27 protein-coding genes are annotated in these 26,010 nt (G+C 52.9%); 11 read left to right on the top strand and 16 right to left on the bottom strand.

What is annotated here, in order from left to right:
- Positions 1-16: 16 nt before the first annotated feature.
- Complete coding sequence (gene dinB / locus AC3RPL_RS25855; RefSeq protein WP_490742050.1) at positions 17-1,072, bottom strand: DNA polymerase IV; 1,056 nt, start codon at positions 1,070-1,072, stop codon at positions 17-19.
- A 240-nt stretch (positions 1,073-1,312) separates the two neighbouring features.
- Between dinB and dpaA the strand changes: the two genes are divergently transcribed.
- Entirely contained in the window at positions 1,313-2,056 is a 744-nt protein-coding gene (dpaA, locus tag AC3RPL_RS25850; protein WP_490742049.1) for a peptidoglycan meso-diaminopimelic acid protein amidase, read from the top strand.
- Here dpaA and AC3RPL_RS25845 read toward each other — a convergent pair.
- Positions 2,027-2,794 (bottom strand): class II glutamine amidotransferase, encoded by a 768-nt coding sequence (locus AC3RPL_RS25845; RefSeq protein ID WP_034933830.1) that lies wholly within the window; start codon positions 2,792-2,794, stop codon positions 2,027-2,029. The genes dpaA and AC3RPL_RS25845 overlap by 30 nt on opposite strands.
- A 29-nt stretch (positions 2,795-2,823) precedes the next feature.
- Positions 2,824-3,402, bottom strand: coding sequence for a D-sedoheptulose 7-phosphate isomerase (gene lpcA / locus AC3RPL_RS25840; RefSeq protein ID WP_034933834.1), 579 nt, complete (start codon positions 3,400-3,402; stop codon positions 2,824-2,826).
- Positions 3,403-3,614: 212 nt separating this feature from the next.
- On the opposite strand from lpcA, the gene fadE reads away from it, so the two are divergent.
- Complete coding sequence (gene fadE / locus AC3RPL_RS25835) at positions 3,615-6,059, top strand: acyl-CoA dehydrogenase FadE (protein ID WP_490742048.1); 2,445 nt, start codon at positions 3,615-3,617, stop codon at positions 6,057-6,059.
- A gap of 17 nt (positions 6,060-6,076) precedes the next feature.
- Here the strand turns inward: fadE and AC3RPL_RS25830 are convergent, their stop codons facing one another.
- On the bottom strand, positions 6,077-6,703 hold the full coding sequence (locus AC3RPL_RS25830) for a TetR/AcrR family transcriptional regulator (protein WP_490742047.1): 627 nt from the start codon (positions 6,701-6,703) through the stop codon (positions 6,077-6,079).
- A gap of 174 nt (positions 6,704-6,877) precedes the next feature.
- On the opposite strand from AC3RPL_RS25830, the gene AC3RPL_RS25825 reads away from it, so the two are divergent.
- The 4 genes from AC3RPL_RS25825 to AC3RPL_RS25810 all read left to right on the top strand — a co-directional run bounded on the left by AC3RPL_RS25825 (position 6,878) and on the right by AC3RPL_RS25810 (position 11,061).
- Positions 6,878-7,540 (top strand): DUF3313 domain-containing protein, encoded by a 663-nt coding sequence (locus tag AC3RPL_RS25825; RefSeq protein WP_490742046.1) that lies wholly within the window; start codon positions 6,878-6,880, stop codon positions 7,538-7,540.
- A 65-nt stretch (positions 7,541-7,605) separates the two neighbouring features.
- Positions 7,606-8,841 (top strand): paraquat-inducible protein A, encoded by a 1,236-nt coding sequence (locus AC3RPL_RS25820; protein ID WP_490742045.1) that lies wholly within the window; start codon positions 7,606-7,608, stop codon positions 8,839-8,841.
- Positions 8,834-10,462, top strand: coding sequence for a PqiB family protein (locus AC3RPL_RS25815; protein WP_490742044.1), 1,629 nt, complete (start codon positions 8,834-8,836; stop codon positions 10,460-10,462). The genes AC3RPL_RS25820 and AC3RPL_RS25815 overlap by 8 nt, the downstream gene beginning before the upstream one ends.
- Positions 10,459-11,061 (top strand): PqiC family protein, encoded by a 603-nt coding sequence (locus tag AC3RPL_RS25810; RefSeq protein WP_490742043.1) that lies wholly within the window; start codon positions 10,459-10,461, stop codon positions 11,059-11,061. Before AC3RPL_RS25815 ends, AC3RPL_RS25810 begins: the two co-directional genes overlap by 4 nt.
- 49 nt (positions 11,062-11,110) lie before the next feature.
- Here the strand turns inward: AC3RPL_RS25810 and mtnK are convergent, their stop codons facing one another.
- Positions 11,111-12,310 carry an S-methyl-5-thioribose kinase gene (gene mtnK, locus AC3RPL_RS25805; protein WP_490742042.1) on the bottom strand — a complete coding sequence of 400 codons (1,200 nt, stop codon included), beginning with the start codon at positions 12,308-12,310 and terminating at the stop codon, positions 11,111-11,113.
- Between the two features lie 155 nt (positions 12,311-12,465).
- On the opposite strand from mtnK, the gene mtnA reads away from it, so the two are divergent.
- On the top strand, positions 12,466-13,488 hold the full coding sequence (gene mtnA / locus AC3RPL_RS25800) for an S-methyl-5-thioribose-1-phosphate isomerase (RefSeq protein ID WP_490742041.1): 1,023 nt from the start codon (positions 12,466-12,468) through the stop codon (positions 13,486-13,488).
- A gap of 181 nt (positions 13,489-13,669) precedes the next feature.
- On the opposite strand, the gene AC3RPL_RS25795 is transcribed toward mtnA, so the two are convergent.
- From AC3RPL_RS25795 to AC3RPL_RS25785, 3 genes are read right to left on the bottom strand one after another with little or no spacing between them, the layout of a single operon-like run.
- On the bottom strand, positions 13,670-14,212 hold the full coding sequence (locus AC3RPL_RS25795) for a 1,2-dihydroxy-3-keto-5-methylthiopentene dioxygenase (protein WP_490742040.1): 543 nt from the start codon (positions 14,210-14,212) through the stop codon (positions 13,670-13,672).
- Positions 14,209-14,898: an acireductone synthase gene (mtnC, locus tag AC3RPL_RS25790; protein WP_034933860.1), complete on the bottom strand. Its 690-nt coding sequence runs from the start codon at positions 14,896-14,898 to the stop codon at positions 14,209-14,211. Before mtnC ends, AC3RPL_RS25795 begins: the two co-directional genes overlap by 4 nt.
- The gene (locus AC3RPL_RS25785) at positions 14,895-15,509 is read right to left on the bottom strand and encodes a methylthioribulose 1-phosphate dehydratase (protein ID WP_490742139.1); all 615 of its coding nucleotides are present in this window, start codon (positions 15,507-15,509) and stop codon (positions 14,895-14,897) included. The genes mtnC and AC3RPL_RS25785 overlap by 4 nt, the downstream gene beginning before the upstream one ends.
- A 144-nt stretch (positions 15,510-15,653) precedes the next feature.
- Between AC3RPL_RS25785 and AC3RPL_RS25780 the strand changes: the two genes are divergently transcribed.
- Positions 15,654-16,814, top strand: a complete 1,161-nt coding sequence (locus tag AC3RPL_RS25780) for a pyridoxal phosphate-dependent aminotransferase (RefSeq protein WP_490742039.1) — start codon at positions 15,654-15,656, stop codon at positions 16,812-16,814.
- Complete coding sequence (locus AC3RPL_RS25775) at positions 16,802-17,569, top strand: amidohydrolase (protein ID WP_490742038.1); 768 nt, start codon at positions 16,802-16,804, stop codon at positions 17,567-17,569. The genes AC3RPL_RS25780 and AC3RPL_RS25775 overlap by 13 nt, the downstream gene beginning before the upstream one ends.
- A 27-nt stretch (positions 17,570-17,596) precedes the next feature.
- On the opposite strand, the gene AC3RPL_RS25770 is transcribed toward AC3RPL_RS25775, so the two are convergent.
- The 8 genes from AC3RPL_RS25770 to AC3RPL_RS25735 all read right to left on the bottom strand — a co-directional run bounded on the left by AC3RPL_RS25770 (position 17,597) and on the right by AC3RPL_RS25735 (position 24,117).
- The gene (locus AC3RPL_RS25770; RefSeq protein WP_490742037.1) at positions 17,597-18,349 is read right to left on the bottom strand and encodes a histidine phosphatase family protein; all 753 of its coding nucleotides are present in this window, start codon (positions 18,347-18,349) and stop codon (positions 17,597-17,599) included.
- Between the two features lie 31 nt (positions 18,350-18,380).
- The gene (locus AC3RPL_RS25765; protein WP_490742036.1) at positions 18,381-18,704 is read right to left on the bottom strand and encodes a PTS sugar transporter subunit IIA; all 324 of its coding nucleotides are present in this window, start codon (positions 18,702-18,704) and stop codon (positions 18,381-18,383) included.
- On the bottom strand, positions 18,705-19,013 hold the full coding sequence (locus AC3RPL_RS25760; RefSeq protein WP_490742035.1) for a PTS sugar transporter subunit IIB: 309 nt from the start codon (positions 19,011-19,013) through the stop codon (positions 18,705-18,707).
- Between the two features lie 48 nt (positions 19,014-19,061).
- Complete coding sequence (locus AC3RPL_RS25755) at positions 19,062-20,486, bottom strand: glycoside hydrolase family 1 protein (protein ID WP_490742034.1); 1,425 nt, start codon at positions 20,484-20,486, stop codon at positions 19,062-19,064.
- Positions 20,486-22,081 (bottom strand): PTS transporter subunit EIIC, encoded by a 1,596-nt coding sequence (locus AC3RPL_RS25750; RefSeq protein WP_490742033.1) that lies wholly within the window; start codon positions 22,079-22,081, stop codon positions 20,486-20,488. The genes AC3RPL_RS25755 and AC3RPL_RS25750 overlap by 1 nt, the downstream gene beginning before the upstream one ends.
- Before the next feature lie 78 nt (positions 22,082-22,159).
- Positions 22,160-22,501, bottom strand: coding sequence for a PTS sugar transporter subunit IIA (locus tag AC3RPL_RS25745; protein ID WP_490742032.1), 342 nt, complete (start codon positions 22,499-22,501; stop codon positions 22,160-22,162).
- Entirely contained in the window at positions 22,498-23,493 is a 996-nt protein-coding gene (locus tag AC3RPL_RS25740; RefSeq protein WP_490742138.1) for a BglG family transcription antiterminator, read from the bottom strand. The genes AC3RPL_RS25745 and AC3RPL_RS25740 overlap by 4 nt, the downstream gene beginning before the upstream one ends.
- Before the next feature lie 15 nt (positions 23,494-23,508).
- Positions 23,509-24,117 (bottom strand): BglG family transcription antiterminator, encoded by a 609-nt coding sequence (locus AC3RPL_RS25735; RefSeq protein ID WP_490742031.1) that lies wholly within the window; start codon positions 24,115-24,117, stop codon positions 23,509-23,511.
- Positions 24,118-24,649: 532 nt separating this feature from the next.
- On the opposite strand from AC3RPL_RS25735, the gene AC3RPL_RS25730 reads away from it, so the two are divergent.
- Positions 24,650-25,453, top strand: coding sequence for a winged helix-turn-helix domain-containing protein (locus tag AC3RPL_RS25730; protein ID WP_490742030.1), 804 nt, complete (start codon positions 24,650-24,652; stop codon positions 25,451-25,453).
- Positions 25,450-25,968: a FidL-like protein gene (locus tag AC3RPL_RS25725; RefSeq protein WP_490742029.1), complete on the top strand. Its 519-nt coding sequence runs from the start codon at positions 25,450-25,452 to the stop codon at positions 25,966-25,968. The genes AC3RPL_RS25730 and AC3RPL_RS25725 overlap by 4 nt, the downstream gene beginning before the upstream one ends.
- Positions 25,969-26,010: the final 42 nt, after the last annotated feature.

Genomic DNA, 26,010 nt, shown 5'->3' with positions numbered 1-26,010 from the left:
CAGTATGGCGGCCCTTCTACAATCCCAGTAACAGCTGACGTTCCAGCTGTGGGTCCACCAGCATCACATGCAGCCCGACCAGCCTGACTCCCCGGCCCGCCCGACGTTCATCCCAGCTTTGCTTCGCCACCGCGATAAAATCCTCTTTGTTCAGCACCGGCCACAGATGCTCCTGAGTGGTTTGCTGAAAATCATCAAACTTCAGCTTTACCCCCTGGCGTGCTATCAGCCGGTCAGGCCTGATTTTCGTCAGACGACGCTCCAGCTCCTCATAGAGGAAATCAATGATTGTCAGGCACTGCTCCCACTGATGAATATCTTCTGAGAGCGTACGCTCCACGCCCAGCGACTTACGCAACCGGTCAGTCACCACTTCACGTTGATCAATGCCGTGACATCGCTCCCACAATATGCGGCCAAACTTGCCAAATCGCTTTAACAACAGCGCGAGATCGCCGTTCTGCACATCGCCACAGGTCAGCAGCCCCAGCTCTTCCAGCTTTTTTGCCGTCACTTTGCCCACGCCGGGAATTTTTGCCAGCGGCAGCGTGAGTAGCATCCCTGGCATCTCTGCGGGAGTGATCACAAACTGCCCGTTGGGCTTGTTAAGATCTGAGGCGATTTTGGCGAGAAATTTTACCGGCGCGATACCGGCCGAGGCCGTCAGATTGAGTTCACGAGAAATCGTCTGCCGAATTTCCTGCGCAATAAGGGTGGCCGAACCGTGGCAGTGAGGGCTGTCAGTGACATCCAGATAGGCTTCATCCATCGAGAGCGGCTCGATCAGCGCGGTGTAGCGGGAAAAAATTTCACGGATATGGCTGCTGGCTTCTTTATAGGCATCGAAGCGCCCGGCTATCACTTTCAGATGCGGACAGAGTTTCAACGCCATCGCAGTGGACATCGCGCTGTGTACGCCAAACTTGCGTGCCGGATAATTAGCGGTGCTGATCACCCCGCGTTTCAGATGACTGCCGCCGATAGCAATGGGAATATCGCGCAGACTGGGGTCGTCACGCATTTCCACTGCGGCAAAAAAGCAGTCCATATCAACGTGAATAATCTTACGCATATACCCTCCGCAATAACTGTATAAGTATACAGTTAAAATGCGTTATAGCAACCATCGCTTTGCCCGGCAAAGCGCAGCGGCTGAGGGCTGAGCCGAGTTTTCTTTCTTTTTTTCCGCTCTGCTCTCTTGCTAAAAAAACAGACAGTGCTAATGTGGCGCTGCGCTAACGGAATATTCCGAAACTGTACGCTGTAACGTCTGCGGACGTCGTATCCACCCCCTACGATCAAGGGAACCAGAATGGGCAAAATCGCACTGCTGTTTGCGATGTTTTTTCTGCCAACCGTTGTATTTGCCAGTGCCCCCGTCGCACAGGTCACTCCGCTGGCACCGGTAAGCAAAGAGTTAAAGAAGCAACTTCTCGGCACTCCTGTTTACATTCAGATATTTAAGGAAGAGCGCCTGCTTGAGCTCTACGGCAAAATTGGCAGCGAATATCGCCTGCTCGACAGTTACCGTATCTGTAATTTTTCAGGTGGACTGGGGCCAAAACGCCGTCAGGGTGATTTTAAAAGCCCGGAAGGGTTTTACAGCGTGGGCCTTTCGCAACTGAAACCCGACAGTCGCTTCTATCGCGCCATCAACGTCGGCTTCCCCAACGAATATGACCGTCAGCAGGGATATGAAGGGAAATACCTGATGATCCACGGCAGCTGCGTGTCGATTGGCTGTTACGCCATGACCGACAGCAATATTGACGATATTTATCATTATGTGGAAGCGGCGCTGCGTAACGGCCAGCCTCGGGTGGAGGTAAGCATCTATCCGTTCCGTATGACTGACAGTAATCTGCAACGCCATCGTTATTCGGTGTACTACAGCTTCTGGCAACAGCTGCAACCGGGCTATGCCGAATTCGTGCAGAATCACCAGCCACCTGCCGTCAGCGTTAACGCGGGCCGCTATGTGCTGAACAGCGCGCTGCTTAACAGCAAAATGAACAGCGGTAACGGCTCAGCGCTGGCGCTCTCCGAGACAAAATAACGCCCAGTCACCTGGCTCAATTTTGTGCCAGGTTTCATTGCCGGTCAGCGGCTGGGTGGCTATCACTGTGACCACATCGTCTGGTGTGGTCTGTTTCTGAAAATCAATCTCCACATCCTGATCCAGCAGCGTTGCTTTACCAAACGGTGCCCGTCGGGTTATCCAGAACAGGTTGGTGGAACAGAACGCCATCAGATAACGACCATCTGACAGCAGCATATTGAACACGCCCTTTTTTCGCAGTTCCGTCGCCAGTTGCGCAATATAGCGAAAGACAGCAGGCCAGTTGCCCGGCGTGCGTGGGTAGCGAGACGTCAGCTGATGCAACAGCCAGCAAAAGGCCTTTTCGCTGTCCGTTTCGCCAACCGGACGAAACGGACCGGTATCCAGCGAACGGTAGCCGGTCAGCTGGCCGTTATGGGCATAGGTCCAGTGACGTCCCCACAGCTCGCGGGTAAAAGGATGGGTGTTTTCCAGCGACACTTCGCCCCGGTTTGCCTGGCGTATATGCGCCACGACCGAGCAGGATTTAATCGGATACTCCTGCACCAGTCGGGCAATGGGCGAATTAAAACTGGGCTGAGGATCTTTGAATGTGCGACAGCCTTTTCCTTCGTAAAAAGTAATCCCCCAACCGTCTTTATGCGGACCGGTTCCCCCACCCCGCTGAACCAGCCCGGTAAAGCTGAAACAGATGTCGGTTGGGACATTCGCGCTCATCCCGAGCAGTTCACACATACAATGACCTCGTCAAAGGGTAAGACAAATCAGGCCGCCATCTCTTTTTCAATCAGCAGGATCAGGATATGAATAACCTTGATGTGAATTTCCTGAATACGGTCAGCATAACCGAAATGCGGCACTCGAATTTCCACATCGGCCATGCCGTCCATTTTGCCGCCGTCTTTACCGGTGAGTGTGATCACCTTCATTCCCTGAGCGCGGGCTGCTTCAATGGCTTTGATCACGTTCGCGGAGTTGCCGGAGGTGGAAATACCTAACAAAACATCGCCCGACTTTCCCACCGCTTCCAGATAACGTGAGAAGACATAGTCATAGCCAAAGTCGTTGCTGACGCAGGAGAGGTGACTGACATCAGAAATAGCAATGCCGGGATAGCCCGGACGGTTATCGCGATAGCGCCCGGTCAGTTCCTCAGCAAAATGCATGGCATCACAATGTGATCCCCCATTGCCACAGGAGAGCACTTTTCCTCCGGCTTTGAATGAATCAGCCAGCAATACGGCAGCACGCTGAATCGCGTGGATATTCGCGTCATTACTGAGGAATTTATTCAGTGTGTCAGCCGCCTCGTTAAGTTCGGCGCGAATGATGTCCTGATACATAGGGGAATCCTTTTAGGTGAGCCAGGCGTCAGTTTACCCGGTTGCAGACCAGGCGCAAAGCGCCTTTCCCGGCGCTGGCAGGCGTCAGCTCGCATGGTCAGCAGATTGTGATCGATGTTGTAAATATCATGTGAACATATTGCTAACAGAATACATCTCATCTAAACCTGTAGCTAACAGGTCAGACCTCTTACCCCTTAACGGAGATGTTTATGATGGTTCTCAGTTGCGTGGCGACAATCCTGCTGATTGGCGCACTCTTTTATCACCGCGTTAATCTGCTGCTGAGCAGCCTGACAGTGCTGGTGTGGTGCGCGGCAATGGCCGTCGCTCAGCTGTGGACGCCGTGGTTGATTATCCCACTGGCTATCATTCTGTTGCCTTTTAATCTGCTGCCCATGCGAAGAGCGATGTTCTCAAAGCCGGTATTGCACACCTTCAAAAAAGTCATGCCGCCGATGTCCCGCACCGAGAAAGAAGCTATCGAGGCCGGAACCACCTGGTGGGAGGGCGATCTGTTTCGCGGCCGACCAGACTGGCAAAAACTGCACAACTATCCGCAGCCCCGCCTCAGCGCAGAGGAACAGGCTTTTCTGGATGGCCCGGTGAACGAAGCCTGCCGTATGGCGAGTGATTTTCAGATAACCCACGAGCTGGCCGATCTGCCACCAGAGCTATGGGCACATCTGAAAGCACATCGCTTCTTTGCCATGATTATTAAGAAAGAATACGGCGGACTGGCGTTTTCCGCTTACGCGCAGGCCCTTGTGCTGCAAAAGCTGGCGGGCGTGTCGGGTATTCTGGCGATCACCGTCGGGGTGCCCAACTCTCTTGGTCCCGGTGAGCTGCTGCAACATTACGGCACGGAGCAACAGAAAGACCACTATCTGCCGCGCCTGGCCCATGGTCAGGAGATCCCCTGTTTTGCGCTGACCAGCCCGGAAGCCGGTTCCGATGCAGGCGCTATCCCGGATACCGGCATCGTCTGCATGGGCGACTGGCAGGGTCAGCAGGTGCTGGGGATGCGTCTGACCTGGAACAAACGCTACATTACCCTGGCCCCCATCGCCACCGTGCTGGGCCTGGCATTTAAACTCTACGATCCTGAGCATCTGCTGGGCGAAACTGAAGACCTCGGCATTACCTGTGCCCTGATCCCTGCCCGTACGCCAGGAGTGGAGATTGGCAAACGTCACTTTCCGCTTAATGTCCCGTTCCAGAACGGCCCAACCCGTGGCAAAGACATTTTTGTGCCGGTTGACTACATTATCGGCGGGCCAAATATGGCCGGCCAGGGCTGGAGAATGCTGGTGGAATGCCTTTCTGTCGGGCGCGGTATCACCCTGCCCTCCAACTCTACCGGTAGCCTGAAAAGCATCGCGCTGGCAACGGGAGCTTATGCACACATTCGCCGCCAGTTCCGTCTGCCGGTCGGCAAGATGGAAGGCATTGAAGAGCCACTGGCGCGCATCGCTGGCAATGCTTACGTGATGGATGCTGCCGCCTCGCTCATCACCTACGGCATTGTGCAGGGCGAAAAGCCTGCGGTGCTGTCAGCGATTGTAAAATACCACTGCACACATCGTGGCCAGCGGGCCATCGTCGATGCGATGGATATTGCCGGCGGCAAAGGCATCATGCTCGGCAACAGTAACTTTCTGGCAAGGGCGTATCAGGGTGCCCCGATTGCCATCACCGTGGAAGGGGCCAACATTCTGACCCGCAGCATGATTATCTTCGGCCAGGGGGCGATTCGCTGTCATCCTTATGTACTGGCGGAGATGGAAAGCGCACAGAACAATGACGTCATTGCCTTTGACCGGGCGCTGTTCAGTCACGTCGGTCATGTCGGCAGCAACGGGATGCGCAGCCTGTGGCTGGGACTGACCGGTGGCCGAACCAGCACCTCGCCAACCCGCGACGCCACCCGCCGTTACTACCAGCATCTTAATCGCCTGAGCGCCAGTCTGGCGCTGCTGTCGGATGTCGCTATGTCGGTTCTCGGCGGCAGTCTGAAACGTCGGGAACGGATTTCTGCCAGGCTGGGGGATGTGCTGAGCCAGCTCTACCTGGCGTCTGCAACCTTAAAGCGCTACGAAGATGAAGGCCGTAATCAGGCCGACCTCCCCCTGCTGCACTGGGGCGTACAGGATGCGCTTAACCAGGCAGAAATCGCCGTGGACGATCTGCTGCGCAACTTTCCCAATCGAATCATAGCTGGCCTGCTACGCGGGATGATTTTCCCCCTGGGCCGCCACTGCCGGGCACCGTCTGACCAGCTGGATCATCAACTGGCACAGCTGCTGCAAACCCCCTCAGCTACCCGCACTCGTCTGGGACGCGGCCAGTATCTCACGCCCGGTGAACATAATCCGGTAGGTCAGCTGGAAGAAGCGTTACAGGACGTCATGGCCGCCGAAACCATCCACGAGCGCCTCTGTAAGCAGTTGAAGAAAAATCTGTCGTTTACCCGCCTGGACGAGCTGGCAACACGCGGATTGCAGGAGAAATGGTTAAATGAAGAAGAAGCAGCCATTCTGACCCGGGCAGAAGCCAGCCGCCTGCGCTCAATTAACGTTGATGAGTTTGCTGCTGACGCGCTGGCCGCAGCAGCAGAAAAACCCGGGGTATCATCGCCCAGCGTTGCCGCCGCCTGAACAGGCGGCGTCCCACCTCACTGTGCCGCCGGTTTGCCCGCACCGGCGAAAAACATACTGACCGCACAGCGCGTCATTTCATGAATACGGGTTGTTCCTACAGGCTGCAAATGCCGCTGATAAATTCTTGAGTCACATTCCGCCGTCAGCAGCGCCATAAATTGCATCGCCCGCAGGCTGGCATCCCCGGGACGCAGCTCGCCGGCATCCATCGCTGAAAGCATCACCCCGGAAAGCTTTTCCATACTCTCCCGAGGGCCGGAGTCATGAAATACTGTACCAATATCAGTATGCCCCGACTCTCCCACCACTACGCGGTATACAGCCAGCGCGCTGGTGTCGTTAACCAGCATCTGCAACATCCTTTCGCCGAAACGCTGCAATTTCTCCTTCAACGGCAGATCGCGCTGAGAAACATCGTTCAGTTCACTTGCTGCATCGGTAAGATGCTGGGTCGCATAGGTTCTGACCACAGCAGAAAAAAGGTCTTCTTTAGAGGCAAAATAGTTGTAAAGCGTAGCTTTAGAACCACCCAGCCGTTTTGCCAGCTCATTCATTGAAGCTCGCTCGTAGCCCAATTCCTTAAAAAGCTCGGCGGCCACTTCAATAATGGCCTCGCGTCGTGCCAGCGTTTTTACTTTCATCGGCTCACATCTTTTTTCAAAAATAAACCCGAGTGTACATTTTCTTGACAGAGAAATCATCTGTATGCATAAATAAACCGTACGGTACAGTTTTGAGCTGGCCATTCCGCTCTCACCAGATTAAATCTGGCTGACAGCAACACGCTATTACACTTACTTGCGAAGATTATCCCTATGTCTCAGATGCCTGCCGTTTATCGTTCTCTTGTATTGCTTGCCGCTGTCACGCTGGCTGGCTGTGCCGGTACACAGCCTGTTGCCTACAGCAATCTTCAGTCATCTTCCCGCCTGCAACCTAATACCGGTGATGATGCTTATCGCATTCCGTATAACTACAGCAGCAATCCGGACTGGCATAAATACAGCCAGGTGATTGTCGAGCCGGTGACCATTTATCGCGGTGCAGATAATCAGTTTGGCGATATGGATGCGGAAGATCAGCAGTCGTTGGCGACCTACATGCAGGAGCAGTTCAGCGATCGTCTGAAACAACGCTTCAGCCTGGTTAACGCTCCAACGCCGGGCACATTACGCATTCGCCTGACCCTGACCGGGGCTGATACCACCACGCCGGTAGCCGGCACCTTTACCAAGTTCGACCTGGCCGGCGGCCCTTACAATATCGTGCAGTCGATCCGTGGCAGAGAGGGGATGATGAACGGTTGGGTAAGCTATGCCACCGAAATCTACGATGCCCAGACCAACCAGCTGCTCGCCGCCTGGGTAGAAAAGCAGTATCCCAACGCGATGAATGTCAGCGCGAGTATTGGTTCACTGAGCGCAGCGAAGGTGGGCGTTGAAAAAGGTGCGGATGAGTTGATCACCCGTTTGAAATAACGTCGGAGCACACAGGGGCGGCCTCAGTGCCGCCACTTTTCTGCTCTTCTGCGGGACAACGCCCGATGAACAGCTTTCCTGAGTTAGCCATTTGTCCCTGTTGCAGCCATCTTCACCGCCGCGAAAGCCTGACCTGCGGTGAACATGCATCCTGCCTGCGTTGTGCCAAAACGCTCTTTGCGCCAGCGCTGCGCTATTCGCGTCGACTGGCACTGATGCTGTCGGCGGTTTTTGCGCTGCCGGTCGCAACGTTTCTGCCGCTTATTACCGTCGGTTTGCAGGGAAACACGCGCCCGGTGACGCTGGTGAATATGGTGGTCTCGCTGGTACAGAGTCATCAGTGGCTGCTGGCGACCATCGTGATGCTGATATTTGTGTTATTTCCGGCGGTACAACTTGTTCTGTACAGCTGGCTGTGCCACTTTGCCAGCCGCACGCATCACGCGCCGGGACACCGAACCGCTTTGCAGATCCTTCACTGGCTGAACCCCTGGTGCATGAGCGATGTTTGCCTGCTTGGGTTACTGATTGCGGGTTACAAAATGGTCGAATTCATTCAGCTCAGCATTGGGCCGGGATTCTGGGCGCTGGTGTGGGTTGCCCTGCTCTGCCGGAGTATCAGTCGTCACGATCTCGCCGGGCTGTGGAGTATTAACGGTACCCCCACCCCATCCGGCAGAAAGCCGATGGAGGCAGTTGCGACCAGACTGACGGGATGCCGCCATTGCGGGCTGGTCTGCGAGGCAGATCGCCGCGCAAAATTTACCACCCGCTGTCCACGCTGCCACACAAGGCTCTCTTTGAATACTGTCGATAACCTCTCACGCACCACCGCGCTGTTAGTGGCGGCGATAATCTGCTATTTCCCGGCGAACCTGCTGCCGGTGATGCAAACCACTTTGCTGGGTAACAGCAGCGAAAAAACCATCCTCAGCGGCATTGTGGCATTCCGCGACAGCGGCGCGATTGCCATCGCAGCAATAATATTTATCGCCAGCGTGGTGATCCCGGTGATGAAATTTCTGGCGATGGGACTGCTGATTATCACCTGTCATCTGAAGAGCCAGTGGGCGGCCAGCAAACGAACCCAGCTTTACCGGCTGACGGAAGCCATCGGTTATCTCTCACTGCTGGACGTGATCGTGGTGGTCATCATGTCATGTGCCATGCAGTTCGCCCCATCGGTGACCGTGGAACCGCGAAGCGGCATTCTCTTTTTTGCCCTGTCAGTGATCCTGACCATGCTTTCCGCCCTCAGTTTTGATCCACGCCTGATCTGGAGCCGCAACCATCATGAGTAATTCCGTTCCTCCGGCCCCGCATCGCCACACCGGCTGGAAAACCGCGTGGCTTGTCTGGCTGATCCCGCTGGCGGCGCTGCTGGCAGCCCTGACCTTACTTGCCGGTAGTCTGCACGCCACAGGCATCGATATTGAAATAACCTTTCAGAACGCTGCCGGGCTGGAGGCAGGCAAAACGCCGTTGAAATACCGGGATATTACCGTGGGGGTGCTGAAATCACTCTCGCTGAACAGCGAAGGTGATCAGGTGGTGGCCGTCATCACCCTAGACAAAAATGCCGCCTGGTTGGCCCGTGCCGGTAGTCGTTTTTGGGTGGTGCGTCCCAGAGTCGGGCTGGGTGGCGTCAGCGGGATAGAAACGGTGCTATCCGGCGCATGGATTGCCGCCGACCGGGGAACATCAGCAGCAGAAATGCGCCATTTTACCGGGCTGGAGATGCCGCCGGCACAAATCAACGGCACCCCTGGCCGTCGTTTCACGGTCAGAACCGACGATCTCGGCTCGCTGGATATTGGTTCACCGGTCTATTTTCGTCGTGTCCAGGTTGGGCGGATCGTGTCATGGCGATTGCAGGATGATGGCAAAGCGGTAGAGATCAATCTGTTTATTGATGCGCCCTGGGACCGCTTTGTCACCCGCCACTCCCGTTTCTGGAATGCCAGCGGGATGGATTTGTCGGTAGGCGCAAACGGCCTGCATTTAAAAACTCAGACCGTTGCCTCAGTGCTGGCCGGGGGGATTGCGTTCCGCACGCCGGATGAAGCTAACGCACCGGATAACAACGCCGATGGCAGCTATGAGCTGGCAAAAGATGAAGAGCAGGCCCTCTCGCCACCTGACGGACCATCGGTTCCTTTCCAGCTCCGTTTTGAACGTTCCCTCAGGGGACTGGCACCCGGCGCGCCGGTGGAGTTTTCCAGCATTACCATTGGCAAGGTGGTGTCGGTCAGCCTCGATTACAGCCCGGTCGGCTATCGCTTTCCTTCGGTGGTCAATATCGAGGTTTATCCGAACAGGCTGGGTAACGTGCTGGATAAACTGCCCAAACCGGGAAAAGATCTATCTCAGGCCACGGCTGAATTCACCCGCGATATGGTGGAACACGGTCTGCGGGCCCAGGCAACCACCGGTAACCTGCTGACCGGCCAGCTCTACATCGCGCTGGATTTCCAGGCCGATGCCCACAAAGTGCCTTTTGATATGACGGCCAGGCCACTGATTATCCCCACCGTTAACGGCGGATTTGAGCGCATCCAGCAACAGGTTGCCAGCATCGTCGGTAAGGTTGACCGCATGCCTCTGGAGGACATTGGCAACCAGCTGAATGCCACGCTGGCCGGAAGCAATAAGCTGTTACAGCGGTTGAACACCCATACCCTGCCGCAGGCAGACAGGCTGGTCGCCCGACTGGACAGCACCACCGGTACGGTGCAGACGCTGCTGTCTGAAGACTCACCGCTGATGATTACCGCCACACAAAGTTTGCAGGAACTCGGTCGGATGCTACGGGCAATGCGCACGCTGAGCGAGATGCTTAACCGCAATCCGGAAGCCCTGATTCAGGGACGCCCCGCACAGGCGGCCTCTTCACTTCCTCCACCAGAAAGGTCTGGCCGATGAAATACGCATTTGTCTGTTTTACTCTGCTGATTGTCGGCGCGCTGACGGCCTGCTCCTCGCCGCCGGTGCGTTATCACACGCTGAATGTTGCACCGCCGCCCCGTCCGGACGGGCCCCCGTCGGCACCCTTCGTCATTTATCTGTTGCCAACGGGCGTTCCTCCGCAGATTGATATTCCACAGCTGGTGGTGATGACCGGCAACGACAGGATTGATCTCCTGGACAATGACCGCTGGCTGAGTCCGGTGGGGGACGAAATTCAGACCGCGCTCTCTTCGGCGCTGACGACGCTGTTGCATACCCAGGACGTCAGCGGTATTACCTCGCGCCCGTTGCGCCCGGTAATCTTTATCAGAGTGCAGATCAGACGCTTTGACAGCTGGCCCGGTCAGTATGTGAAATTGCAGGCCGACTGGGGCCTGCGCAAAGGAGAAGAGCAGCTACTGTGCCGCACAACGCTGGTTGAAGATGCATCGGGCGGCATGGATGAGATGTTTGCCGCCCAGCAAAGAATTGTACACCGCCTGGCGGAGACGATTGCTCAGCGAGCCAGCGATCCGCAGCTGTCTGCCAGCAATAAAAACCTGTTATGCCAGTAGCAGGCTGGCATAAACCCTGGCCGTCCCCTCTCGGGCGGCCAGTGCTCAGTCAGCCATTCTGCCGGATACGGGCAATCAACGCATCGCAGTCTGCAATCTGGTCAGCCGCGATGATCAAAGTACGTCCCAGCGTCACCGCCTGACGCACACATTCAGTGCGCATGGCATCGTCAGAAATGGTTTTGATATCCGCTACCTGAGACATCCCCACCGTACGACGAATCACTTCAGTGCCTGCATAACCCAGCGTATCCCGCCAGATTTTATGCAAAAACTCTGCTGCATAGCCCGGATACGCCAGCGCGCGATCCCGACTTTTTTCCGCCGCCAGTGCGAGAAAACCTTCGGCAAAGCTCTGCCATAGCGCTGAGAGATCGCGCAGACGTTGCTCACGGGCGGCGGCGGCCTCACGCGGGGCCAGCAGGCCCGGCAGCGCACAGTAGTTGATCATCAGGTTGCCGAGCGCGCTGCCCACATCAAAACCTATCGGGCCATAGAACCCAAACTCCGCATCGATAACCTTCAGGCGGTCTTCCGCCACAAAAATCGATCCACTGTGCACATCGCCGTGCAGCAAGGCTTCGGCATTTGACAGAAAGCGGTGTTTCAACGCGGCGACATTCCGTCGCAGGGCGTCGTCAGTACGCAGCGTGGCAATCAGCGGCTCCAGCGCGCGTGGGTAGCCATTACGCTGATGCTCCTCATAGGGTTCGTTAAAGAACAACTCTTCGGTGATGTCACAAAGCTCAGGGTTGGTGAAGCGGATAACATCTGCTTTTTTCTGATGCGGGTGCTGGTAAAAATCGGAAGTATGAAACAGCGTTTGCGCCAGATAGATTCCCAGCTGCCCTGCGGCCTGCGGATAATCGACGCCTTTAACCTGTTCACCACGCCAGATTGCATGGCTGGAGAGATCCTCCATAACCATGACCGCCAGCTGCGGATCGTAATGCAGAATTTTCACCGTGTGCTCAGGGCAGAATTCACCATGAATATGCAACACTTCCGCTTCGATACGCGCGCGCTCAAGGGTCAGCGGCCAGGATTCACCCACGCAGCGCACATAAGGCAGCGCCTGCTTAACAATCACCCGGCTGTGACCTTCACAGTCAACAATCCTGAACACCAGGTTCAGGTTACCATCACCGATTTCCTGTGAAGCGACCAGACTGTCCGGATTGTCAATGCCGCCGAACTGGCGTGCATATTCCACAGCATCCTCTGCCGTGAATGTACGGTATTGCGACATCACTTTTCCCCATCAACTGTTCTGGCCTGCGTGCCGGGTAGTATTCGCTGTTATCTTGCCGGCATTTTGTCGTGAATAAGCCATTCAGACGTCTATACATCCACAGCGCATGTTGGCACAATATGCCCGGAAAACGCAACCAGGATTTAACCTTCATGCAGACACTAAAAACAACCAGCTTACAAATTCGTGACAACCAGTTGTGGATCCTCGATCAGCAGGCACTTCCGCAGCAAAAAATCTGGTGCCCGACGCCTGAGGTGGCAGATCTGGTCGCGCATATAAGAGCGCTGCGGGTTCGTGGCGCTCCGCTGATTGGCCTGTCCGCCAGCCTGTTACTGGCTTTGTTAGCAGAAAAAGGGATGCCGAAACCGTCGCTGGCAGAAGCGCTGGAGGTATTGCGTGCCGCCCGCCCCACCGCCGTTAACCTGATGAACAACCTTGACCGGATGAAACAGGCGCTGGCACAAACCGATTTTGTCAGCGCGATGACCACTGAAGCCCTGCATCTGGTGGAGGAGGATAAGACGCTGTGCGACAACATTGCTGCGGCTGGCGCAACGCTGATTACACCGGGAAGCCGTTTGCTGACGCACTGCAATACCGGAGGTCTGGCGACGGCAGGAGTGGGAACGGCGCTGGGGGTGATATCCCGTGGCTGGCAGGAAGGAAAGGTCACCAGCGTCTGGGTGGATGAAACCCGTCCGCTGCTTCAGGGGGGCCGTCTGACCGCCTGGGAACTGGGTGAACTGGGCATCCCTTACAGACTGATTTGCGACAGCATGGCCGCCAGCCTGATGGCGCAAAAACAGGTTGATGCGGTGTGGGTCGGCGCAGACAGGATTGCCGCCAACGGTGATATTGCCAACAAAATCGGCACTTACAGCCTGGCCGTGCTGGCAGATTATCACCGCATCCCTTTCTACGTTGCCGCCCCGCATACCACCCTTGACCGGCACTGTGCGGATGGCAACGCGATCCCTATCGAACAACGCTCAGCCAGCGAAGTGACCGGCGTGGCAGGCAGTTTTGGTGAAGTTCAGTGGGCGCCAGAAACAGCTCAAGTGTTTAATCCGGCGTTCGACGTTACGCCCGCCTCACTGATCAGTAGCTGGATCCTGGATACCGGCGTGGTCACGCCAGCACAGGTTAACGAGGGAATTTTCAGGCCATCCTGACAGAAGCAGAATTATTTAACAAAGAGGCTAAGACGTCAGGGTGCGTCATTAATCCTCCAGATCCGTTTGCCATTTCCCTGTGGCAAACGGGATTTTGCAACGCCCCCGCTAAGCGCAATGCTGCACTTATCTTGGAACGCTTCCAGCTGGCATGACGTTGAAAAGTTATGCCTTCTGTCTTTTAAGGCAAACGCGGATAAGCATCAGCAATCTTGTCACCGGTAAAATTCGCGATCCAACCTTCCTGATTATCAAAAATACGAATCGCGGTAAAATGTGGCGAGGAACCCATATCAAACCAGTGTGGTGTCCCTGCCGGTACTGAGATCAGATCGTTTTTCTCACAGAGGATCTGATAAATATGCCCATCCAGATGCAGGCAAAACAGCCCTGCCCCCTCAACAAAAAAACGTACCTCATCTTCGCCGTGAGTATGCTCAGAGAGGAATTTGCCGCGCAATGCCTCTTTTTGCGGATTATCTGCCCGCATGCTGATTACGTCCCAGCTCTGATAGCCTTTCTCCGCCACCAGCTTATCAATGGCGTGTTGATAAGCTTTGATCACGGCTTCCGGCTGGGGATCAACGCCCAGATCGCGGTCAGCCTGCCAGCGTTCAAAACGCACCGCTTTGGCATTCAGCTGCTGGCGGATTTCGTCAGCATCGGTACTATGCCACACCGGGGAGGTGGCCTCGCTGTCGGTAAAAATGGTCAGTGCACTCATAAGGAAAACAGCTCCAGGTTAATCTGATCAAAACGGTTCACCTGACGATGGCGGCTGGTGTTGTCCGCCTCGCCACGCAGTAACTGTATGGTGTTCCAGCCTGCATCCTGTGCAGCATCCAGCTCCTGGTGTATGTCCGACAAAAACAGCAATTCACCCGGCGGCAGCGCAATTTCAGTGGCAATATTGCGGTAGGAGAGGACCTCTCTTTTCGCGCCAACGTGGGTGTCAAAATAACCACTGAACAGAGATGTAATATCACCCGCGTCGCTGTAGCCAAATAACAATTTCTGCGCGGCAACCGAGCCTGAGGAATATACATACAGATCAATCCCCTGCGACTTCCATTGATGCAGCATGGGCACAACATCGGCATACAGATGCCCGGTAAAGCACCCGTTCAGATAACCATCGCGCCAGATCATTCCCTGTAAAGCTTTCAGCGCGGTAGATTTGCGATCGGCATCCATAAACCCGAACAGCACTGTGGTCAGCTCTTCGATTGTCGCCTGCGGCCGGTCAATCTCCACACGCAGATCGTTCAGTGCCTGTGCCACCTCTTCGCGCTGCTGATGCGTTGCAAGAAAGGGGGCCAGATTTTCCCGCGCCCAGGGGAACAGCACGTTGTGAACAAAGCGAATATCGCTGGTTGTTCCTTCGATATCAGTAACAATCGCCCGGATCATCTTGCCTCCAGTACACGGCGTTGTAATTCACACTGGAACAAAAATTCCAGCCCTTCGAGATGACGCTTTGCCTCACTGACATCGTTGCCCCAGCAGGTCAGCCCGTGGCCACGCAGCAAAAAGCCATAACGCAACGGTGTTTGCTGAGCAAACTGCTCAATCCGTGCCGCCAGAGCAGTAATATCCTGATCGTTATCGAACAGCGCAATGGCAACGGTATCAAGATGCGAGGACTGTCCGGCCAGCGTTTTCTGCATTTCATAGCCCTGCAGCGCTAATGCGGTCCCTTTCTCAATTCGGGAGAGAACCGTGGCGTTCACCGTGTGGGTATGCAGCACGGCACCCGCCTGCGGAAACAGGCGGTAAATCAGGGTGTGCAGCCCGGTTTCTGCCGAAGGCGTGCGCCCCGAAGGCACCCGGTTGCTGGCAATTTCCACCTGAATAAAATCATCGCGGGTCAGCGCCCCTTTATCCTTACCAGATTCGCTCAGCAGACAAAAATCGCGGTCCTGTCTCAGCGACATATTGCCGCCTGTAGCCGGTGCCCAGCCCCTGGCACCAATCCAGTGGCAGGTGGTCACCAGTTGATCCAACTGTGAAATTGCGCTCATCATGTTCCCATTTTCAGCCAGTTGCGGCATAGTTTTACATTTAGACGTCTAAGCGTCTTGATTGCCAAATAGTAGCATCGCCGCTATAGTGGCGGCAACGGGTTAACACATGATAAAAGCCACGTTACTCAAAGGTTAATATTTATGAGCCAGACGTCGATTACACCACAGAGCAAACTCCCCGCTCTTGGTACTACCATCTTCACGCAAATGAGCGCTCTGGCGCAGCAGCACAACGCCATCAATCTTTCTCAGGGTTTTCCTGATTTTGATGGCCCGGACTATCTTAAAGACCGTCTGGCACACCATGTTAACAACGGCGCAAACCAGTACGCGCCAATGATCGGTGTGCAGCCGTTGCGCGAGGCGATTGCAGCCAAAACCGCTGAACTGTATGGCTATCAGCCAGACTGCAACAGCGAAGTTACGGTAACCACCGGCGCTTCAGAAGCGCTATATGCTGCGATCACCGCACTGGTGCGCCAGGGCGATGAAGTGATCTGCTTTGATCCGAGCTACGACAGCTACGCGCCAGCGGTGGCGCTGGCTGGTGGCGTAATGAAGCGTATCGCGTTGCAACCGCCGACTTTTCGGCCAGACTGGCAGGCATTCGCGGCTCTGCTCACATCGCGTACCCGGCTGGTTATTCTTAACACGCCGCATAATCCCTCAGCCACCGTCTGGCAGCAGCATGACTTTGCCGCACTGTGGCAGGCGATAAAGGCACAGGAAATTTATGTGCTGAGTGATGAAGTTTACGAACATATCTGTTTTACACCAGAGGGGCATGCCAGCGTGCTTGGCCATCCGCAGCTGCGTGAACGCGCCATCGCCGTCTCATCATTTGGCAAAACCTTTCATATGACCGGCTGGAAAGTGGGCTATTGTGTGGCTCCTGCGGCGCTGACGGCAGAAGTAAGAAAAATACATCAGTATCTGACCTTTTCCGTCACTACCCCGGCCCAGCTGGCGCTGGCCGATATGCTCAATGCTTTTCCACAGCACTATCGTGAGTTGCCCGATTTTTACCGCGCCCGCCGCGATCGTCTGGTCCAGGGGCTGGCAAACAGCCGTTTTGAGATACTGCCATGCGAAGGCACCTATTTCCTGCTGGCCGATTACCGCGCCATTTCCGATCTGGATGACGTGGCGTTCTGCCAGTGGCTGACCCGAGAAGCAGGTGTGGCGGCCATCCCCCTCTCGGTATTCTGCGCCGATCCCTTTCCACATAAACTGATCCGCCTGTGCTTTGCCAAGCAGGAAACCACGCTGGATACTGCTGCGGAGCGCCTGTGTCAACTTTAAAACTCAGCGTATTACAACAGCCGCTGGTGTGGATGGACGGCGAGGCCAATCTGCGCTTTTTCGATGGCGTCATTGATCATTTGCCTGACAGCGATCTGATCGTTCTGCCGGAAATGTTCACCACCGGCTTTGCGATGGGTGCGGCGAAAGCGTCGTTGCCGGAAGCGCAGGTGATCAGCTGGCTGCATGAAAAAGCCCGTTTAACTCAGGCGCTGACAGGCGGTAGCGTAGCCATTCAGACGGCAAAAGGAGCGGTGAATCGTTTCCTGCTGGTAGAGCCAGATGGCAAGGTCCATCGCTACGATAAGCGCCATCTGTTTCGTATGGCTGATGAACATCAGCATTATCTGGCCGGTGACAGCCGGGTGGTGGTGGAATGGCGCGGCTGGCGCATCCTGCCGCAAATTTGCTACGACCTGCGCTTTCCGGTGTTCTCGCGTAATCAAAACGATTACGATCTGGCGCTGTATGTGGCTAACTGGCCTGAACCTCGTGCCGGCCACTGGCAGGCACTGCTGCTGGCCCGTGCTATTGAAAATCAGGCATATATTGTCGGTTGTAATCGGGTTGGCAGTGATGACAATCACCATCTGTACAGCGGCGACAGTCGGATAATCAGTCCGCAGGGTGAGATTCTGGCGGCAGCTGAACCCCATCAATCTGCGGTGCTGAATGCCGAACTGTCGCTGGAGACGTTACAGGACTACCGTCATCGCTTCCCCGCATGGCGCGATGCCGACAGTTTCAGTTGGTAAGCAGTCCTGCAATACGCAGTGCGATATTTACTGTGACAGGTAGCGCGTGTCACCCACCTTTACCAGGCTGAATTTACCCTCTTCAAAATGAAGAAGGGTCAGACTGGCGTTACCGATACTTTCACCATGATAACTTTCCGGGGTGAGGATAGTCAGGATGGTGGGGACAGCGCTGCCATGAGAAACCACCAGGCTGTTGCCGCCGCCTTTTGCCTCCGTCTCACGGATCACCTCAGCGATGCCCGCCTTAAGTCGTGTCACAATAGCCGCATAATTTTCCGCCATTCCGGTTTTATCATTGCGGGCTATTGCGTCGGCCATTTCTTTATCGCTCATTTTGCTGGTGAAGGTTTCCCAGGTTGACCAGTCTTTTTTAAACTCAACCTTTTTCTCAGCAAACAGCGGCTGCCACAATTCCGCATCGTCGCGACCTTCATAACCGCCATAACCCCATTCGCGCAGCATCGGGGATTCTGTCAGCTCCGGTTTATTCGCTGCGTTATTCTGCTGCAAAATCAGTTTTGCTGTTGCTCTCGCCCTGCCGCTATCGCTACTGAACGCGGTAGTGAAAACAATATTCTCCAGCCCCTTCCCGGCCCATTTCGCCTGTTCAATACCCTGTTCTGTTAACGGCGAGTCACTCCATCCCTGGACCTGGCCAGTGGTATTAAACATTGTCCTGCCGTGACGGATTAAATAGATATCAACCCCTTTTGCCGTTCCCTGTAAGGTAAGTAATCCCGTGCAGAGTGCTCCTGTTATTAGCAGCCACTTTTTCATTTGTTCCCTCAATCAAAAACGTCCAGAGCGATTAACGGCTGTCAGTCATGATTGCCAGCCGCTGATAAAGATCAATGAACTCACCAGACAACAGTTTGAAATTCTCGGCGCTCATCATTTGATCTTCTGCATGGATCAGGATCAGCGAAAGATGGTCGCGCATCCCTTCCATTTCTGCCTGAATTAATTTTGCGTGGACCTGATGTCCCATATTAAAACTCTCCTGCCCGCTGTTCATCCGCGTTGCCGCCTGCTCAAAATCACCTTTCTTTGCCTGCTGTATTGCATCAATAAAGGATGAACGCGCTTCGCCAACATGACAAATAAGTTCAAAACAGACCTGTTCAATATCCATTTAATTATTCTCAGCTATAGCATTTAATGCCTGTTGTAATATCTTCTCACCATTCATGGTGCCGTAATCCAGCGTATCAATAACCCTTACCGGAATGCTTTTTGCCACGTCCTGTACTTTATTCAGCAGGAATCTGACCTGTGGACCCAGCAATATTATATCGGTGGTATTCAGGTTTTCACTCAGCGCCTGCTCCGGTATGGCTTTTATTTCCACTTCTGCATTAATTTTGCTGGCCGCCTCGGTCATTTTTTTCACCATAATGCTGGTCGACATTCCCGCAGAGCACATTAGTAAAATTTTCTTCATCTTGTTACCTCCTGAATAATATAAATGACAGATCGTATTTTTCCGACGTTAAATTAAATTCTTTCCCTGGCTGGAAATAATTTTTTGATACCAGTAAAAACTGGCTTTTTTATAACGCTTCAGCGATCGAAGGTCCGTATCATCACGATCGACATAGACAAAACCGTAGCGTTTGCGATAGCCATTGCTGGTGCTGAGCAGGTCCATAAACGACCAGGGATAATATCCCAGCACCGGCACACCCTCTGCCATCGCCAGTTGCAGTTGAATAAGATGCTTTTGCAGATAATCGATGCGGTAAGAGTCATCAACACGTCCATCAAGCAGACGATCTTCGGCACCCAGGCCATTTTCGGTGACCATCAGCGGCAGCTGGTAGCGGTCGTACAATTTGCGACAGGCGATGCGCAGTCCGATGGGGTCGATCTCCCAGTCCCAGTCGTTACGTTCAAGATAAGGGTTGCTGTCACCCGCGTACAAACCGGGGAAACGGGGGTAGATAAATCCCCCTTTTGTACCGTCGGGATTGAAACCAGGTTGTGAAGTCTGCACAGTAACCGGGCAAAACTTCGCCACATCACTTTGGTAGTAGTTAAAGGCAATAAAATCCGGCTGCACGTTGCGCAGCTCATCCATTTCTGCGGATGCCAGCCGAATGTCCGTGCCACGTTGGGCAAAAAAGCGGATTACCGCCGGGTTTTGCCTGCCCAGACAGAGCAGATCCAGAGGATAGAAGGTTCTGAATTCATCTTCATTCAGGGCGGCCAGCACATCTTCAGGGGCACAGGTTGCCGGATAGGCGACCGCATAACCGATGCAGGGACCAATTTTCGCCTGGGGCAATAACCGGTGACACAGATTAATCACTCTGGCATTAGCCAGCGCCATCACCCTGCTGACCTGAAAACGCCAGTTTTCCATCCCGACGCCCTCAGGCACTCCGCCAATCAGGTCCGGATAGAGCACCACATTGTTCGATTCGCAGATGGTCATAAAATACTTCACGCGGTCACCAAATTCGCGGAAACAGATTTCAGCAAAATGGAGAAAATCCCCGATCATTTCGTCGCCATACCAACCGCCATACGCATCCTGAAGCGCCTGGGGGTGATCAAAGTGGTAGAGTGTCACCAGCGGCTGGATGTCCTGTTCCAGCAGGGCGTCAATCAATCGGTTGTAAAATTTAATCCCCAAGGGATTGGGGGTGCGTCCGTCAGGACAGACGCGGGTCCAGGCAATAGAAAACCGCCAGGATTTCAGCCCGGCTTCTTTCATCAGGGCAATGTCTTCGTCGACACGATGATAATGATCGGAGGTGACGCTGGTGTCATGAAACCGGTTGGTAAAGTTTTTATGATCCTGGATGGATTCGCTTTTACCGTCTTCATTTATCGCGCCTTCAACCTGCCAGGCTGCGCTGGCGGCTCCCCACAGAAAGTCATCGGGAAAAGGGTTTACACTGAGGTGTTCCATTATGCTGACTCTCCATCTTGTATCTGAGCTGCAGCCTGCTGCTCCTGTTGATATAGCTGCCTGTCTGCGATGCGGAAAAAAGGGTAGTAAAACAGCATGGAAATCAAAACGATCGCCAGTGACCATAAGGTGGTGGAAAGGCTACCGCCAGTCATCAGAAAACCGACAATAAAGGTTGGCGTGGTCCACGGCAGATTAGCGACATGGGGCATGGTGATTACACCATGCTGCATCAGTAAGAAAGTCGCCGCAGCGGTAATACCCGGCGTCAGAATAAACGGCACCATAAACAGCGGATTAAAACAGACTGGCGCACCGAAAATAATCGGTTCATTAATATTAAATATGCCCGGACCGGACGACATCCTGCCCAGCTTTTTGAAATACTGACTTTTTGCCGTCAAAGCCATCAGCAGCACTAATCCCAGGGTTGCGCCGGTCCCGCCCGCCCAAATCATGGCATCCGTGGCGTTGGTTGCCGCAAAAATAACCTGCTCTCCCGCCTGAAAAGCCTTTTCATTGGCGGCGCCATTCTGCATCAGGAAGGGCATCGCCACCCCAATAACAACCTGAGAATTAATGCCGCAGAAAAAGACCAGCGCGCACAACATATGATAAAAAGCATAACCCGGTGCCGAATTGAGTACGAATGTGACCGGGGTCATCACTCTGGCAATAAGGACATTAATATTGAAATGAAAAACCACGATCAGCGTACTGAACAACGCCAGTAAAAAAAGTGCCGGAAGCAACGAGGTGAATGACTCACTCACTGCGTCAGGAACACCATCTGGCATACGAATGGCAATATTTTTTTCCTTAAAAAAGGCCAGCGTCTTAAGTGTAATAAAACCGATCAATATGGCACTGATTAACCCCGATGTTCCCAGCCCTTCGGTATTGAGAATATATTCATTACCCTCACCTGGCTGATACTGGCTGACAATAAAAAGACTGACCGTGGTGGCAATAGTGACAAATATATCCTGCTTATATTCCAGCGCACCATAATAAGCGATACTGGCGGCAGTCAGCAGCCCCATTACGCCGGTAGTTGCATTAAATATTGTGTTGAAAAAAGGGGCAGCCGGTGCCATAAAATTAGCCAGTGGTGCATAGGGAAGATTTGAAAACAGCACCGAAGTACTGCCAATAATAAGCAGAGCCATACAGGCGCACATTGCGTTACGAATAACCGTCAGTGCCCGCTTGCTTCCCACCCTGACCACAACCTGCATTAAATGTTTTTCCAGAAAGGTGGTGGATGTCTGATTCATCGTTGTATTCCCTTTTCCTTGCAGTTGATTTTTTATTTTTTCCAGAATAGCTGCGGTATTAATGCTGCCATACTCCTCTCTTTCGAGAGTCATCATCACTTTCCCTTGCGCATGAATAATTTCTTTTAAATGTGGTGTATCAGAAATATTTTGCGGCGCGATCAGGACAACATCAGCCTGCTGGATATAAAGCGCAATCTGTCCGATGCTCACCGCCAGAAAATAATAATCCAGTCCTTGCAGTCTGGCGGTCTGTCGTAATTTTCTCACCACAATGCTGGATGACATGCCGGTGCTGCAACACACCAGGATATTCATAGCCTGTCCTCCTTTTTTGAATAGTAACCCGCGTCGGCATAATGCGGCATACAAATAACTGCCGCTTCTGATGCGGCATTATCTGAAGGGGGAACGATCGCTTTGTTGTTCAGCCTGGAATATCGTCTCTTCCAGTAAGCGCACAAATGTTGTGAAGGTGGTGTTGTCGCCAAGCTCTTTCAGCTTTTTACCGTCACACATAAAAGCCATCAGCGTTTCGTACAGACGTTGCAAAGAGGCAGTTTCTCCCTCACGAATATTCAGCATAAAAACATAACGCACATTTTGCTTATCCCAGCGAAGCGGCTTATTCAGCACCGCAACGGTGACGAAGGTACGCCTGCCAACGGGATAGAGTGGGTGGGGAAAGGCAATGGCGTGCCCAAATTCCGTAGCGGAGAGTTGTTCTCTTTCAATCACCAGGCGGGAAAATCCTCTCCCGTTGCAATGTGGCTGCTGACCCGCTGGCAAAGTTCGTTGATTAACGCGTAACGCTCGTTGCTGTGCAGGTCAGTGAAGAATAAATCCGGGTGGAAATACTGGCTGATTAACTGTACATCCTGCCGCGTACCGTTCAGCCATTTTTCCATTTGGTTAAGCCCGGCAGGATCAAGAAAATAGTTAATGCGTAACAGCGGGAGAGAAACCGGAAACGGTATATCAACGGTGGAAAGAATCAGATCATACCCCTCTGAATCAAAGTGGTTCAGCTGATACAGCTGCACCACTTTGATCAGGTTAATTTGCCCGGAGAAATGTTGTTTCAGTTTATACAACAACAGTTGAGAGCTCCCCATACCACTGGCACAAACGAGGATCAGGTTAACTTTTTTTCGACTGGCTTTGCGACGCTCCAGCGCCAGAGCAAAATGGACTGCCAGATAGCCTGTTTCGGCCTCATTCATTATCAGGCCGGTTTCCAGACAGACGGTTTTTGCTGCAAGCACGGCCATTTCAAACGCCGTAACGTTTTCTTCTTTAATCTGCTCAAGTAAAGGATTATGGATTTTCAGATCCCATTGCAGGCGATCGATCATCGGCGTTAAGTGCAGGGTAAGAAGATGGTACAACTCGGTATCATTGCCAAGATCGACGGCAAAGGCTGCCGATATCCGCTCGGTAATCTGTTCAAACAGGGCAATAATTGGCGGCGGGACGACAAAAACTCCCTCCTCGCCTGGGCTTTTCTTTCCGGCAAGATGAATGGAAATGAAGTAACATTCCGCCTCAGGAAACGAGAGGTTAAATACCCGTTCAAAACGTTGTACCAACTGCCGGGCGATATGGAATTCATCGCGCGCTTTGAGGCGCTGATGTTGGGGAGGCAAAGCGATATCATCGCCGCATTTATTGATGCGCATTAACGCGATTTCCAGATGAATCACCAGATTCTGAAAACCGGTATCGGTCAGCTGCCACTCATTTTCCTAAAGTGTGGCAGCTAAAAGTTCCCGGATGACCCGCCGGGTATCACCAGCACTCTCCAGCTGATAATCACTGTGACTGTCGTCATAGAAAAAAAATCGGGCGATCGCCTGTCTGATACTCAGTTCACTGCCCGATAATTTTATGCCACAGGCCGTTTTATCAATCAGAGTGAGATTAAAATCGGCCAGCGCCTTGCGTACCTCTTTCATATAATTGTTCAGTAAAGAACGGCTGATAAACATCTTTTCAGCCACCTTATCCAGCTTAAGATAATCATCTGCCAGAAGAAGCGTTCGCAGTAAATAGTTGACACGTTCATCATGGCGTAGCGGCGCAACAAAATGATGGCGCTGTTCAGAACCTGACAAAGATTTTAACAAGGCACGATATTTATCTTCATCCTTCACATTTAGCTGATACCCCACGCCCTGTCGCGCCTGTAATTCCACACCATTAGCGAACAAGTCCGCTTTATAACGGAAAATATCATCACGTAGCGTTCTTGGTTTTATCTTAAGCTGCTTACATATTTCCCGGCTGGTTAATGGCCCATTTTCATTATGCAATAACGTAAGTAACTTCAGTATTCGATGAAGATAATATTTCATAATCCTTTACACTCATAATTAAAAAAAAGTCCCTTAAGCACATCAGAATTTATGTACAAAAAAAACAGGTGTAATTTAACAAAATAAAAACGAAAATATCAGACAGGTGAGGATTGAAAAAACACATGTATTACACATTTCCGTTACCAATATAGCTACACCTTTAAATATCAGCATCCATAAGTTGTGACTCTGCGCGCAATAAACACCCTGCCGGGAAATATTGCTGCGCAAATTGATAGCGATCAAAAATAAACATTTTCAATTCCCGGTATCATTCAACAAAATAAAACAGAGAAAACATCAATAAATTTCGGATTTTAATTACTTTAATCATTAATAAAGCCTGCTTTTTAATCACTGATAATCGTGCTCCGGACACGAGGAAAATCTGAGACAAAGATAGCCAGGCAAGCACTTCACTCTCAACAGCAGACAGGTTGAAAAGTAAACACAATCATCAGCTCCACACCTGGCTGGTAAATCCTGAAAGAGCGATGAGTTACGCATAAAACAATCTACTGAGGCCGAGATGCGCTACAACATTAACGCCCGTCTTATTTTTGACGCTGAGGACGGCACGCTGACACTTCCCGGAGAGGATCAGGCAGACAGTCAGCTGACGCTCACTGCCAGCGCCCTGCTGGTTTTTTTTCTGCTTCATACCGGGTTGGTCAGCCGCGAGGAAGTACTGAAAAGGGTATGGGATGAAAATAATCTCACCTCATCAAACAGCAACCTCAACCAGTATCTGAGTATGCTGCGCAAAACTTTTCGCCATTACGATATTGAAAATGTGATCGTTACCGTGCCACGTGGCTACCTGCAACTTAATCCGGATATTAGCGTCGAATTACTTCAGGCGTGCACGGAAACAAACACAACCCTGCCACCGCTGCCTCTTCCGTCAGACAATGTCGCCTTGCTCACTGCTGCCAGCACCACCATCCCCCCGTCGCACACAGAGGAAATCTGTTGGCATATTGCCAGTGTCAGCCTGCTGATCATTGCTCTGTTGCTGGTCTTTGGTCTTCTTATCGGTGACAAACCTGCTCATATCCCCTTGACCCCGTTAAGCCTGAATCAGTGTGAACTACTGGCCAGCAAAGGAATGCTGCAATCTGTTGCAGCGAGCGTTTACATAAGCAATTTTGACCACGTTCGCCAGCGCCTGGATCTGGCGTGTAAACCGGACAAGCGCTTTATGTTTTTCTATGGAGACAGGCTGGAAACTCTCGGTCTGGGTCGCGTGTTTCTGGCTCACTGTGCGATGCATAAGGATAACCCCTTTGGCTACTGCGATAACTATTTTTATTATTCCTGGAAAGTGTCGTGAGGTTCAGTGCTCGCCAGTGTTTCGCATTGTCTGCCTTCGTCTTTTTCACCGCCGTCGGCTTCGCCAGCCTGAAAGAACTTGCCGCAGACGGCGGCGAGATGATGCGTTGTTCAGGCAAAGGAATCATGTTCTTTGAGGATATGAAGAAAGAAAATATTAACGGCAATATCCATTTCAACTTTGCTGCGAAAGGAGAGGGAACCATGGTCGTTGAGGGCTATACCGACTCTGAAAGCGGCTGGCTCTACCTTCAGCGTTACGTAAAATTTCACTACACCAGTCACCGTATTAACGCATCGCAACTTGACTATCGTATTAGCGACTGGAAAGCCAGTGCGTCATCCATCGATGCCTCCCCGGACATCATCTTTGACTATTTTATGCGGGAAATGTCGGACAGCCACGATGGCCTGTTCCTCAATGCACAAAAGCTCAGTGACAAAGCAGTTTTACTCAGCTCCATCAACTCTCCTCTGTTTATCTGCATTCTGAACCCTGACACGGAAACCGACTAAACCTCACCCTCTCACTCACCGCCTGCTTTCTCCCCCGATTAT

It is taken from the genome of Erwinia papayae (assembly GCF_058241465.1).
The sequence above is the reverse complement of the archived record's forward strand: the minus strand, read 5'-3'. Positions and strand labels throughout refer to the sequence as shown.